This is a genomic window from Azospira sp. MPR-LB4 (assembly GCF_058809525.1).
The window spans coordinates 256,963-269,443 of record NZ_CM179521.1; the positions used below are offsets into that span (position 1 = coordinate 256,963).

Sequence of the window (12,481 nt, forward strand, 5' to 3'; positions counted from 1 at the left end):
ACCCGTAGCGGGCGAGGTGTGCCTTGGCGCCTCAGCGCGGCAGGTTGCTGCCCCGGTTGGACTGCACGGTCTGCAGCAGCTGGGCGAAAATTTTCGGGCTGCCCGCCACCACGTTGCCGCTGTCCAGGTAGCCGGGTTCGCCGGCCAGGTCAGTAGCCAGGCCGCCGGCCTCGGTGATGAGCAGGGTGCCGGCAGCCATGTCCCAGGGGGAAAGGCCGAATTCCCAGAAACCGTCCAGGCGGCCGCAGGCCACCCAGGCCAGGTCCAGGGCGGCGGCGCCCGGGCGGCGGATGCCGGCGCAGGTCTGGGTCAGTTCCTTGAAGATGTTGAGGTAGGCATCCACGTGGTCGAAGCTGCGGTAGGGGAAACCGGTGCCGATCAGGGCGTCCTGCAGCTTGGCCCGCTTGCCGACGCGGATGCGGCGGTCGTCGAGGAAGGCGCCGGCACCCTTGGTGGCGGTGAACATCTCGTTGCGGATGGGGTCGTAGACCACGGCCTGGGTCACCTGGCCGCGGTGGGCCAGGGCGATGGAAATGGCGTACTGGGGAAAGCCATGGATGAAGTTGGTGGTGCCGTCCAGGGGATCGATGATCCACTGGTATTCCTCATCCCGTCCGACGGAGGCGCCGCTCTCCTCTGCTAGAATCCCGTGATTCGGGTAAGCCTCGCGCAGGGTTTCGATAATGGCGGCTTCGGCAGCCCGATCCACTTCGGTGACAAAGTCGCTCTGCTGCTTGGCAACGACCTTGAGCAGGTCGATGTCGTTGGAGGCGCGGTTGATGATCTGGCCGGCGCGACGGGCGGCCTTGACGGCGATGTTCAGGGTTGGATGCATGGCTTTTGTAAAGAACTCGAAGGGGCAGTTTCCGGGCTTCCGGTCTTGTAGACCCGGCCGGCGACTGCCCTAAGCATTTGGATAAACCGGCATTTTACACCATGAACCCCATTAGCCCCATTGAGATGCTCGGACGCATCCGCGTCGTGCTGTGCAACACCAGCCATCCCGGCAACATCGGCGCCGCCGCCCGGGCCATGAAAACCATGGGCCTGTCCCGCCTGACCCTGGTCAATCCGAAACAGTTTCCCGACGACGAAGCCACCGCCCGGGCCTCCGGCGCTGCCGACGTGCTGGAGCACGCCCGCATCTGCACCAGTCTGAAAGAGGCCTTGCAGGGCACCGTCCTGGCAGCGGCCCTGTCGGCCCGGCAGCGGGACCTGGGGCCCATTCCCCGGCCGGCGCGCCAGGCCGTGCCAGAGCTGCTGCAGTGGACGGCCCAGGGCGACATTGCCCTGGTCTTCGGCGGCGAGACTTCCGGCCTCACCAATGCGGAGGTGGAACAGTGCCAGCGGCTGGTGACGGTGCCGGTGAACCCGGATTACGGCTCCCTCAACCTGGGGGCCGCCGTCCAGGTGCTGTGCTACGAGGTGCGCCAGGCGGCCTTTGACGGGGCGCCCCCGGTCAGTTCCCTGGCCACGCCCTTTGCCACGCCGCCGGCCAGCCATGAGGAGGTGGAAGGTTTCTACGCCCACCTGGAGCGCCTGATGACGGCCACCGGCTTCCTCAATCCCAACAGCCCGCGCCGCCTCATGCCCAAGCTGCGCCGCCTGTTCGGGCGGGCGGCCCTGGAGAAGGACGAGATCAACATCCTGCGCGGCATCCTGGCGGCGGCGGAGAAGCCCCTGCCCGGGGCCAAGATTAATCGGGACAATAGTTGATAAAAATAGTGGGATATTTTAAGATAACCCCACAAATCCAAGGAGTATTGATCCATGTTTGCCCGCCTGCGTGAAGACATCCACTCGGTTTTCGACCGCGATCCCGCGGCCCGGTCCGTGCTGGAGGTGCTCACCTGTTATCCGGGCATTCATGCCATCACCCTGCACCGGCTGGCCCATTGGCTGTGGGGGCATCGCCTGCGCTGGCTGGCCCGTTTCGTCGCCCACATCGCCCGCTTCCTGACCGGCATCGAGATTCATCCGGGGGCCACCATCGGCCGCCGATTCTTCATCGACCACGGCATGGGCGTGGTGATCGGCGAGACGGCCGTCATCGGCGACGACGTCACCCTCTATCACGGCGTCACCCTAGGGGGCACATCCTGGAACAAGGGAAAGCGCCATCCCACCCTGGAGAACGGCGTCGTCATTGGCGCCGGGGCCAAGGTGCTGGGGCCCATCACCATGGGTGCCGGGGCCAAGGTGGGTTCCAACGCCGTGGTGGTGCGGGATGTGCCCGGCGGCGCCACCGCCGTCGGCAATCCGGCCCGCATCATCCAGGGCGAGCAGGAGCAGAAGCGGGAGGAGAAGGCCGTGAAAATGGGCTTTTCCGCCTACGCCGTGGCCCAGCAGAACCAGGACGATCCCCTGGCCAAGGCCATCCACGGCCTGCTCGATCACGCGGTGGAAACCGACCGGCGCATCGAAACCCTGCTGCACAAGCTGGAACAGGCCGGCGTGCGGGTGGAGGACGAGCTGGCGGTGGCCGACCGTTTCGATCCGAAATACCTGAGCAAAATAGTTGACTAATAAATCCGGGTATCAGTATAGTTGACTTAAATTCTCAGGTATTTCCTGGAGGGCCTAAAAATGCGCTTGACCACCAAAGGACGTTTCGCCGTTACCGCCATGATCGACCTCGCCATCCGTGGCGGTGAGGGTCCGGTGACCCTGGCCGGCATCAGCGAACGGCAAAAGATTTCCCTGTCTTACTTGGAACAGCTGTTCGGCAAGCTGCGCCGCCACAACCTGGTGGAAAGCGTGCGCGGCCCCGGCGGCGGCTACTGTATCGCCCGGCCCCTGGAGCAGGTGACGGTGGCCGACATCATCCGTGCCGTGGATGAGCCCCTGGACGCCACCCAGTGCGGCGGCAAGGAAAACTGCCACGAAGAACACCGCTGCATGACCCACGACCTGTGGTCCACCCTCAATGCCAAGATGTACGAATATCTGGCCTCGGTGAGCCTGCACGACCTGGTGAGCAAGCAGCAGGACAAGGTGGCCCTGCTCACGGGGCAGCGCCTTGGTCCCCGGCCCCGGGTCAAGGAAGTCCTGGTCCGCGCCTGAAAGCTGGATCGCCGCCATGTTCGCCCCGGTCTATCTGGACCATAACGCCACCACCCCGCTGCATCCCGAGGTGCTGGAGGCCATGCTGCCCTATCTGCGCGAGCAGTACGGCAATGCCTCGAGCCGCCACGAGTACGGCCGGGCGGCGCGGCGGGCGGTGGACGAGGCCCGGCAGCAGGTGGCGGCGGCCACCGGCGCCCATGCCACCGAGGTGGTGTTCACCAGCGGCGGTTCCGAAAGCAACAATCTGTTCCTCAAGGGCGCGGCGGTCAGCCTGCGGCCCGGCCTGCTGGCGGTCTCCGCCGTGGAGCATCCCTGCATCGCCCGTCCGGCGGAGCAGCTGGCCCGGCAGGGCTGGGAAGTGGCTACCCTGGCCGTTGATGGCGAGGGCAGGGTGGAGCAGGGCGCCTATGCTGAACTTCTGGCCCGGCGTCCGGCTCTGGTGTCGGTGATGCTGGCCAACAACGAAACCGGCGTGCTGCAGGATGTGGCCGCCCTGGCCCAGGCGGCCCGGCCCACCGGCGCCTGGTTCCACAGCGATGCGGTGCAGGTGCTGGGCAAGCTGGAGCTGGATTTTCGCGCCCTCAACGGGGCCGGCGTCCACGCCCTCAGCGTTTCCAGCCACAAGATCGGCGGCCCCAAGGGTGCCGCGGCCCTGGTCCTGGACAAGCGGGTCGAGCTGCAGCCCCTGATCGCCGGCGGCGGACAGGAACGGAACTTGCGTTCCGGTACGGAAAACGTCCCCGCCATTGTCGGGTTCGGTGCAGCCTGTGCCCTGGCGGCCCGTAACGTGAAGGAAAACCGACGCCGGCTGGCGGATTTGCGACAGCAACTGGAAGCCGGTCTGCATCACCAGGGTGCCAGGATTTTCGGTGCCGGCGCCGAGCGCCTGCCCAACACCAGCTACTTCGCCTTTCCCGGTGTGGATGGCGAAACCCTGGTGGGCTACCTGGACCGGGCCGGTTTTGCGGTGGCCAGCGGTGCGGCCTGTTCCTCGGCCAATCCGGAGCCTTCCCGGGTCCTCATGGCCATGGGCGTGGCGCCGGAACTGGCCCGGGGCGCGGTGCGGGTGAGCCTGGGGGCCACCAGTACGGCGGCCCAGATTGAAGAATTTCTCGGGGTGCTGAAGGGCACCCTGGAACGCCTGACCAGCCTCACGGCCATGGCGTCGTAACGGACAACAAGAACGTGCAAAACCTTTTTGGAGCGACGAGAACATGAAACTGCCCATCTACCTCGACTACTCGGCCACCACGCCCGTGGATCCGCGCGTGGCGGAAAAGATGATCCCCTTCCTGGTGGAGAAGTTCGGCAACCCCGCCTCCCGCTCCCACAGCTACGGCTGGGAAGCCGAGGCCGCCGTGGAAGAGGCCCGGGAGCAGGTCGCCGCCCTGGTGAATGCGGACCCCAAGGAAATCGTGTGGACCTCCGGCGCCACCGAATCCAACAACCTGGCCATCAAGGGTGCCGCCAATTTCTACGCCGGCAAAGGCAAGCACATCATCACCGTCAAGACCGAGCACAAGGCCGTGCTCGACACCGTGCGCGAAATGGAGCGCCAGGGCTTCTCCGCCACCTACCTGGACGTGCAGGAAAACGGCCTGATCGACCTGGAAGTGCTGAAGGCCGCCATCCGTCCCGACACCGTGCTGGTATCGGTGATGTTCGTGAATAACGAAATCGGCGTGGTCCAGCCCATCGCCGAGATCGGCGAGATCTGCCGCGAGAAGGGCATCATCTTCCACGTCGATGCGGCCCAGGCCACCGGCAAGGTGGATATCGACCTGGAGAAGCTCAAGGTGGACCTGATGAGCTTCTCCGCCCACAAGACCTACGGCCCCAAGGGCATCGGCGCCCTCTACATCCGCCGCAAGCCCCGCGTCCGCCTGGAAGCTCAGATGCACGGCGGCGGCCACGAGCGCGGTTTCCGCTCCGGCACCCTGGCCACCCACCAGATCGTCGGCATGGGCGAAGCCTTCCGTCTGGCCAAGGAAGAAATGGTCGAGGAAAATAAGCGCATCGCCGCCCTGCGCGACAAGCTGCTGAAGGGACTTTCCGACATGGAAGCGGTCTACGTAAACGGGGATCTGGAGCACCGCGTCGCCCACAACCTGAACATGAGCTTTGCCTACGTGGAAGGCGAGTCCCTGCTGATGGCGATCAAGGACGTGGCCGTTTCCTCCGGTTCCGCCTGCACCTCCGCCAGCCTGGAACCTTCCTACGTTCTGCGTGCCTTAGGGCGGGAAGACGAACTGGCCCACAGTTCCATCCGCTTCTCCATCGGCCGCTTCACCACCGAGGAAGAGGTGGATTTCGTGGTCAAGCTGCTGCACAGCAAGGTGGGCAAGCTGCGCGAACTGTCCCCCCTGTGGGACATGTTCAAGGAAGGCATCGATCTGAATACCGTCCAGTGGGCTGCCCACTGAACCTGAATTAAGGAGCAATCATCATGGCATACAGCGTCAAGGTCCTGGACCACTACGAAAATCCCCGCAACGTCGGTTCCTTCACCAAGGAGGAAGAGGGCGGCGTCGGCACCGGCATGGTGGGCGCCCCCGCCTGCGGCGACGTCATGAAGCTGCAGATCAAGGTCAACAAGGAAGGCGTCATCGAGGACGCCAAGTTCAAGACCTACGGCTGCGGTTCCGCCATTGCCTCCTCCAGCCTGGTGACCGAGTGGGTCAAGGGCAAGAGCCTGGATCAGGCCCTGGAGATCAAGAACACGGACATCGCCGAAGAACTGGCCCTGCCGCCGGTGAAGATTCACTGCTCCATCCTGGCGGAAGATGCCATCAAGGCGGCGGTGGCCGACTATAAGAAGAAGCACGGAGACAACTGAGCTTTATTGTCCAGTTTTCCAAGGGGAACACATCATGGCGGTTACACTGACCGAGCAGGCGGCCAAGCACGTGGCCAACTACATCACCAAACGCGGCAAGGGCATCGGCCTGCGCCTGGGCGTCCGCACCAGCGGCTGCTCCGGCATGGCCTACAAGCTCGAGTTTGCTGACGAACTGGCCGAAGACGATCAGATTTTCGAGTGCCACGGCGTCAAGGTGCTGGTGGATCCGAAGAGCCTGCCCTACCTGGACGGCACCGAGCTGGACTATGCCCGTGAAGGCCTGAACGAGGGGTTCAAGTTCAACAACCCCAATGTCAAGGATCAGTGCGGCTGCGGCGAAAGCTTCAAGGTCTGAGGCGGCTTGCCTTGGCGTCATTGCCCGGGCTTGCCGTGCTGCTTGCACTGTCCCGCAGGGGTTCCCTGGGGGGCATCTTCTTGGGGCGCGCCTAGCCCTGGCTGCGCTTTGCCCGCGGGTGGAGCCTGATCCGCCCAAAAAACAATACAATCGGGGCCGCCATGGATTTCAACGCTGATCATTTCACCCTTTTCGGGCTGCCCCGGGTCTTCAATGTGGACCTGGGCGTGCTCGATGCCCGCTTCCGCGAGGCCCAGGCCCAGGTGCATCCGGACAAGTTCGCCGACGCTTCCGAAGCGGACCGGCGCCTGTCCATGCAATGGGCGACCCGGGTCAACGAGGCCTACCAGGCCCTGAAGAAACCCCTGCCGCGGGCCCAGTACCTGCTGCATCTGGCGGGCCAGGACGTGGGCGCCGAAAACAACACCGCCATGCCCGTGGATTTCCTCATGGAGCAGATGGAATGGCGCGAAGCCGTGCAAGAGGCGCGGCAGGCCGGCCAGGTGGATGAACTGGAAGATCTGCATTTCCGCCTGCGGGACCAGATTGCCGAACGCTATGCGGAACTGGGCGCCCTGTTCGACCAGCAGGCCGACTACCCGGCAGCGGCCGACCTGACCCGCCGCCTGATGTTCCTGGAAAAGCTGCAACACGATATTGACGAGGCCCTGGTGGCCCTGGAAGACCAATAATGGCCCTACTGCAAATCGCCGAACCCGGCCAGTCCGAACTGCCCCACGAACACAAGCTGGCGGTGGGCATCGACCTGGGTACCACCAATTCCCTGGTCGCCACCGTGCGCAGCGGCATGGCCGTGGTCCTCAACGACGAGGACGGCCGCGCCCTGCTGCCTTCCGTGGTGCGCTACACCCCGGAAGGGGAGGTGGTGGTGGGCATCGAGGCCCAGGCCGAGCAGGCCCGGGACCCGAAGAACACCATCGTCTCCGTCAAGCGTTTCATGGGCCGGGGCCTGGAAGACATCGGCCACGTGGAATCCGCCCCCTACGATTTCCAGGTGGCGCCGGGCATGGTGCGGCTGAAGACCCGGGCCGGGGTGAAGAGCCCGGTGGAGGTCTCCGCCGACATCCTCAAGGTGCTGCGCACCCGCGCTGAAGCCGCCCTGGGCGGCGAACTGGTGGGCGCCGTCATCACCGTGCCTGCCTACTTCGACGACGCCCAGCGCCAGGCCACCAAGGATGCGGCCCGCCTGGCCGGCCTCAACGTCCTGCGCCTGCTCAACGAACCCACTGCCGCCGCCATCGCCTACGGCCTGGACAACGGCTCCGAGGGCATCTACGCCGTCTACGACCTGGGCGGCGGCACCTTCGACATTTCCATCCTGCGCCTCTCCAAGGGCGTTTTCGAAGTCATGTCCACCGGCGGCGATTCGGCCCTGGGCGGCGACGATTTCGACCAGCGCATCCTCTGCTGGATCAGCGAGACCGCCAAGCTGGCACCCCTGGCCGCCATGGACGCCCGCCTGCTGCTGACCAAGGCCCGGGAAGCCAAGGAATACCTGACCGGGCACAACGAGGCGCCGATTACCGCCAAGCTCACCAGCGGCGAACTGGTGAACCTCAAGCTTTCCGCCGAAGTCTTCAACGACATCACCCAGACCCTGGTGGCCAAGACCCTGCAGCCCTGCAAGAAGGCCCTGCGGGATGCGGGCCTGCGTCCCACCGACGTCAAGGGCGTGGTCATGGTGGGCGGCGCCACCCGCATTCCCGCCATCCAGAAGGCCGTGGGCGAGTTCTTCCGCCAGGAGCCCCTGACCAACCTGGACCCGGACAAGGTGGTGGCCATCGGCGCCGCCACCCAGGCCAACCTGCTGGCCGGCAACCGCAATCCCGGCGACGACTGGCTGCTGCTGGACGTGATTCCCCTGTCCCTCGGCCTGGAGACCATGGGCGGCCTGACCGAGAAGGTCATCCCCCGCAATTCCACCATCCCCGTGGCCCGGGCCCAGGAATTCACCACCTTCAAGGACGGCCAGACCGCCATGGCCATCCACGTGGTCCAGGGCGAGCGGGAGTTGGTGTCCGACTGCCGTTCCCTGGCCCGCTTCGAGTTGCGGGGCATTCCCCCCATGGTGGCCGGGGCGCCGCGCATCCGCGTCACCTTCCAGGTGGATGCGGACGGCCTGCTCTCCGTCACCGCCCGGGAGCAGACCTCCGGCGTGGAGGCCTCCGTGGCCGTGAAGCCGTCCTACGGCCTCACCGACGACGAAATCACCGGCATGCTGCAATCCTCTCTGGAGCACGCCAAGGACGACGCCTTCCGCCGCGCCCTGCAGGAAGCCCGGGTAGAGGCCGACCGCCTGCTCGAAGCCACCGAAGCGGCTCTCAAGGAAGACCCCCACCTGCTGGATGCGGGCGAACGGGCCCGGGTCGATGTGGCCCTGGAAAAGCTGCGCACCGTCATTCAGGGCGAGGACCGCCATGCCATCAACCACGGCATGGACCTGCTGGCCCTGGAAACCAATGAATTTGCCGCCCGCCGCATGGACCAGAGCATCAAGCGAGCCCTGGCCGGGAAGCGGGTGGACGACGTGAAAATCGGAGAAGAAGAATGACCCAGATCATCGTCCTGCCCCATGAGGAGCTGTGCCCCGAGGGCGCCGTGATCGAGGCCGAACCGGGCACCAGCGTCTGCGATGCCCTGTTGCAGCACGATATCGAAATCGAGCATGCCTGCGAGAAGTCCTGTGCCTGCACCACCTGCCACGTGGTGATCCGGGAAGGCTTCAATTCCCTGGAACCGGCCGAGGATCTGGAAGAAGACATGCTGGACAAGGCCTGGGGCCTGGAGCCCAATTCCCGCCTGTCCTGCCAGGCCATCGTCAAGGCCACGCCCCTGGTGGTGGAAATCCCCAAGTACACCATCAACATGGCCAAGGAAGGCAAGCACTGAGGAGAGCGCCATGAAATGGACCGACATCAACGATATTGCCATCGAACTCGCCGACGCCCATCCGGACGTGGATCCCACCAAGATCAATTTCGTGGACCTGATGAACTGGGTCATGGCCCTGCCCGGATTCAACGACGATCCCAAGCACTGCGGCGAGAAAATCCTGGAAGCCATCCAGGGCGCCTGGATCGAAGAGGCCGAGTAATTCGGGTGATGCGGGCGAATTGACCCCGCCCGCAGCCGAGGTGGAACGAAGCAATCAGGACAGGGAAGGCACGACCATGGAACAGCGCTTCAGCGACCAGCAACTGGAACGGATCATCGACGAGGCAACCATCTACATGTGTGCCTGTCCGGCCCAGGTGGCGGCGGCCATCCGCGACCTGCGCGGGCTCTATCGCTACCAGCAGGACTGTCTGGAGGCGCCGAGCAGCGAGCGGCCGGTGCACCAGCTCATCGCCGCCTCCACCAACACCGCCCATGCGGAACTGGAAGAGTGCCTGGACCGGGTGCTCGACCTGGAGGGCTGGGACCGCCAGACCCTGCGCATGCCCGAAGGCCTGCGCCGCAAGCGGGAGGAATCCCTGGCCGGCTTGTAGCCCCGGGAAAGCATTTTCCGCCCAAAGACAAAGCCCCGCACTGCGGGGCTTTTGTTTTGCTGTCGGAGCCGGGGCGCTTCAGGCTTCGAACAGGTTGAGCAGGCTGTCCAGGCCGCCGTGGCTGATGGCCACCGAGGCCTTGGCCCGGGTTGCCGGCTTGGCGTGGAAGGCCACGGAAAGGCCGGCTTCGGCCATCATCAAGAGGTCGTTGGCGCCGTCGCCGACGGCGATCACCTGCTCCCGTTCCAGGCCCAGTTCGTCCCGCAGCCGGTTGAGGTGGTGGGCCTTGGCCTGGGCGTCCACGATGTCGCCCACCACCTTGCCGGTGAGCTTGCCGCCGGAGATTTCCAGTTCGTTGGAGGTGGCGAAGTCGAAGCCCAGTTCGATGCGCAGGCGTTCGGTGAAATAGGTGAAGCCGCCGGAGAGGATGGCGGTGCGCAGGCCGGCCGTCTGGGCCGCTTCCAGCAGTTCCCGGGCGCCCTCGGAGAGCAGCAGGCGTTCGCCATAGACCCGGGCCAGGACCCGGGCGTCCAGCCCGGCCAGCAGGGCCAGGCGGCGGCGCAGGCTTTCCCGGTAGTCGATTTCGCCGCGCATGGCCGATTCGGTGACGGCGGAGACTTCCGCCTTCTTGCCGGCGAAGTCGGCCAGTTCGTCGATGCACTCGATGGTGATGAGGGTCGAGTCCATGTCGAAGCAGATGAGGCCGTAGTCGGCCAGCTTGCGGTCGGCGGGGACGAAGGCCCAGTCCAGCTTTTCGGCTTCGATCAGGGGCAGCAGGGCGTCGAATTCGGTTGTGCGGCTGGCGTTGCGGAAGCACACCACCCGGGGCGGCCGGGGTTCCACGGCAGCGGCCTGGGTGGCGGCGGCAATGCGGTCGAGGAGAAAGGTCGGCAGGGCGCCGTTCTGAATGATGAGGTTCATGGTGGTGAGCGGTGATCGGGGTGGAACTCAGGTCGTCTGGGGCGACGACAGGTAATTGTTTTTCACCCGCACGTAGTGTTCGGCGGAATAGCGCAGGTAGGCGATTTCGTCAGGCGTGAGGGGCCGCACCCGGACGGCGGGGCGGCCCACGTAGAGGTAGCCGCTCTCCAGGGTCTTGCCCGGGGACACCAGGCTGCCGGCGCCGAGCATGACCCGGGGCTGGATCACCGCATCGTCCATGACCATGGAACCCATGCCGATCAGGCATTCGTCGCCGATGCGGCAGCCGTGCAGGATGGCGCCATGGCCCACGGTGACGTAGTCGCCGATCAGCAGGGGCGAGCCCTCCGGCTTGGCGGCATTCTTGTGGGAGACGTGGCCCATGGAAAAATCCTGGATGTTGCTGCAGGCGCCGATCTCGATGCGGTTCACGTCGCCCCGCAGGACGGCGTTGCACCACACCGACGAATCCCGCCCCAGCCGCACGTCGCCGATGAGCTGGGCCGAGGGGTGAAGGTAGCAGGACTCGCCGACGGACGGATAAGTGTCCAGGTAGGGACTGAGGAGCATAGGCAGGGCCGGGAAAGGCTTAACCGGCCTGCCGTTCCGGCAGCACGTCGCGCAGCAGGGTGGCGGCGTCGCGGATCATCTTTTCCGTGGTGGCCCAGTCCACGCAGCCGTCGGTGACGGAGCAGCCGTACTTGAGCTGGGACAGGTCGGCGGGGATGGACTGGTTGCCGGCCTCGATGTTGGATTCGATCATCACCCCCACCATGGACTGGTTGCCCAGACGGATCTGGTTCACCACGTCGGACATCACCAGGGGCTGCAGTTCGGGCTTCTTCAGGCTGTTGGCGTGGGAACAGTCCACCACCACGTTGGGGATCAGCTTGGCCTTGACCATGGCCTGCTCGGCTACGGAGACGGAGACCGTGTCGTAGTTGGGCCGGCCGCCGCCGCCGCGCAGCACGATGTGGCCGTAGGCATTGCCGGTGGTGCGCACGATGGCCACCTGGCCTTGGTCGTTGAGACCGAGGAAGCTGTGGGGCTTGGAGGCGGAGAGAATGGCGTTGATGGCGATCTCGGTGTTGCCGTCGGTGCCGTTCTTGAAGCCCACCGGGGTGGACAGGCCGGAAGACATTTCCCGGTGGGTCTGGGATTCGGTGGTGCGGGCGCCGATGGCGGTCCAGGAAATGAGGTCGCCGTAGTACTGGGGCGAATTCGGGTCCAGGGCCTCGGTGCCGGCGGGCAGGCCGATTTCATTGACCTGCAGGAGGAACTCCCGGGCCTTGGCCATGCCCACGTCCACGCGGAAGGAGTCGTCCATGAAGGGGTCGTTGATATAGCCCTTCCAGCCCACGGTGGTGCGGGGCTTCTCGAAGTAGACGCGCATCACCAGCAGCAGGGTGTCGGAGACCTCGTCGGCCAGGGCCTTGAGGCGGCGGGCGTAGTCCAGGCCGGCGACGGGGTCGTGGATGGAGCAGGGGCCCACCACCACGAAGAGGCGGTGGTCCTTGCGGTCCAGGATGTTCTTCAGGTCCTGCCGGCCCTGGCGCACCACAGTGGCGGCCTTCTCGGAGAGGGGCTGGCTGGCCAGCATTGCCGCCGGGGTCGGCATGGGGTCGAAGGCGGCGATATTGATGTTGTCGATGTCGGGGGTGGTCATGGTCGTTATGGGCAGCACTGGTTCCGGTTGCAATCGGGAGGAGCCGGCGCCCACCGGAACGGACGCCGCCAAGCCGAGGATGGGAGTTTAACCCTTCCGCCGTCCCTTGCGCACCCTAATGCCGC

At 65.4% G+C, this 12,481-nt stretch carries 16 protein-coding genes; 12 read left to right on the top strand and 4 right to left on the bottom strand.

Translation table 11 applies throughout. The features are described 5' to 3' along the window. Positions 1 to 31 precede the first annotated feature (31 nt). Positions 32 to 835 (bottom strand): inositol monophosphatase family protein, encoded by an 804-nt coding sequence (locus AC3QLZ_RS01185; RefSeq protein ID WP_014237420.1) that lies wholly within the window; start codon positions 833 to 835, stop codon positions 32 to 34. A 101-nt stretch (positions 836 to 936) separates the two neighbouring features. Between AC3QLZ_RS01185 and AC3QLZ_RS01190 the strand changes: the two genes are divergently transcribed. From AC3QLZ_RS01190 to AC3QLZ_RS01245, 12 genes are all read left to right on the top strand, one after another. Then, entirely contained in the window at positions 937 to 1,716 is a 780-nt protein-coding gene (locus AC3QLZ_RS01190; protein WP_014237421.1) for an RNA methyltransferase, read from the top strand. A gap of 54 nt (positions 1,717 to 1,770) precedes the next feature. Next, entirely contained in the window at positions 1,771 to 2,526 is a 756-nt protein-coding gene (gene cysE, locus AC3QLZ_RS01195) for a serine O-acetyltransferase (RefSeq protein WP_014237422.1), read from the top strand. A gap of 60 nt (positions 2,527 to 2,586) precedes the next feature. Then, positions 2,587 to 3,063: a Fe-S cluster assembly transcriptional regulator IscR gene (gene iscR, locus AC3QLZ_RS01200; RefSeq protein ID WP_014237423.1), complete on the top strand. Its 477-nt coding sequence runs from the start codon at positions 2,587 to 2,589 to the stop codon at positions 3,061 to 3,063. 16 nt (positions 3,064 to 3,079) lie between these two features. Then, positions 3,080 to 4,237, top strand: a complete 1,158-nt coding sequence (locus AC3QLZ_RS01205) for a cysteine desulfurase family protein (RefSeq protein WP_014237424.1) — start codon at positions 3,080 to 3,082, stop codon at positions 4,235 to 4,237. 43 nt (positions 4,238 to 4,280) lie between these two features. Beyond that, the gene (locus tag AC3QLZ_RS01210) at positions 4,281 to 5,489 is read left to right on the top strand and encodes an IscS subfamily cysteine desulfurase (RefSeq protein WP_014237425.1); all 1,209 of its coding nucleotides are present in this window, start codon (positions 4,281 to 4,283) and stop codon (positions 5,487 to 5,489) included. Between the two features lie 23 nt (positions 5,490 to 5,512). Continuing rightward, entirely contained in the window at positions 5,513 to 5,902 is a 390-nt protein-coding gene (gene iscU, locus AC3QLZ_RS01215; RefSeq protein WP_014237426.1) for a Fe-S cluster assembly scaffold IscU, read from the top strand. A 34-nt stretch (positions 5,903 to 5,936) separates the two neighbouring features. Continuing rightward, on the top strand, positions 5,937 to 6,260 hold the full coding sequence (iscA, locus tag AC3QLZ_RS01220) for an iron-sulfur cluster assembly protein IscA (protein WP_014237427.1): 324 nt from the start codon (positions 5,937 to 5,939) through the stop codon (positions 6,258 to 6,260). 161 nt (positions 6,261 to 6,421) lie between these two features. Further along, positions 6,422 to 6,952, top strand: coding sequence for a Fe-S protein assembly co-chaperone HscB (hscB, locus tag AC3QLZ_RS01225; RefSeq protein WP_014237428.1), 531 nt, complete (start codon positions 6,422 to 6,424; stop codon positions 6,950 to 6,952). Then, on the top strand, positions 6,952 to 8,832 hold the full coding sequence (hscA, locus tag AC3QLZ_RS01230) for a Fe-S protein assembly chaperone HscA (protein ID WP_014237429.1): 1,881 nt from the start codon (positions 6,952 to 6,954) through the stop codon (positions 8,830 to 8,832). Before hscB ends, hscA begins: the two co-directional genes overlap by 1 nt. Then, positions 8,829 to 9,170: an ISC system 2Fe-2S type ferredoxin gene (gene fdx / locus AC3QLZ_RS01235; protein WP_014237430.1), complete on the top strand. Its 342-nt coding sequence runs from the start codon at positions 8,829 to 8,831 to the stop codon at positions 9,168 to 9,170. The genes hscA and fdx overlap by 4 nt, the downstream gene beginning before the upstream one ends. A gap of 10 nt (positions 9,171 to 9,180) precedes the next feature. Next, positions 9,181 to 9,375, top strand: a complete 195-nt coding sequence (iscX, locus tag AC3QLZ_RS01240) for a Fe-S cluster assembly protein IscX (protein WP_014237431.1) — start codon at positions 9,181 to 9,183, stop codon at positions 9,373 to 9,375. Positions 9,376 to 9,451: 76 nt separating this feature from the next. After that, on the top strand, positions 9,452 to 9,769 hold the full coding sequence (locus AC3QLZ_RS01245) for a hypothetical protein (RefSeq protein ID WP_014237432.1): 318 nt from the start codon (positions 9,452 to 9,454) through the stop codon (positions 9,767 to 9,769). 78 nt (positions 9,770 to 9,847) lie between these two features. Here the strand turns inward: AC3QLZ_RS01245 and serB are convergent, their stop codons facing one another. The 3 genes from serB to AC3QLZ_RS01260 are packed head-to-tail and all read right to left on the bottom strand — an operon-like array spanning position 9,848 to position 12,356. Beyond that, positions 9,848 to 10,690, bottom strand: coding sequence for a phosphoserine phosphatase SerB (gene serB, locus AC3QLZ_RS01250; protein WP_014237433.1), 843 nt, complete (start codon positions 10,688 to 10,690; stop codon positions 9,848 to 9,850). Between the two features lie 27 nt (positions 10,691 to 10,717). Continuing rightward, positions 10,718 to 11,260 carry a gamma carbonic anhydrase family protein gene (locus AC3QLZ_RS01255; protein WP_014237434.1) on the bottom strand — a complete coding sequence of 181 codons (543 nt, stop codon included), beginning with the start codon at positions 11,258 to 11,260 and terminating at the stop codon, positions 10,718 to 10,720. A gap of 19 nt (positions 11,261 to 11,279) precedes the next feature. Then, on the bottom strand, positions 11,280 to 12,356 hold the full coding sequence (locus AC3QLZ_RS01260; protein WP_492783297.1) for a 3-deoxy-7-phosphoheptulonate synthase: 1,077 nt from the start codon (positions 12,354 to 12,356) through the stop codon (positions 11,280 to 11,282). Positions 12,357 to 12,481: the final 125 nt, after the last annotated feature.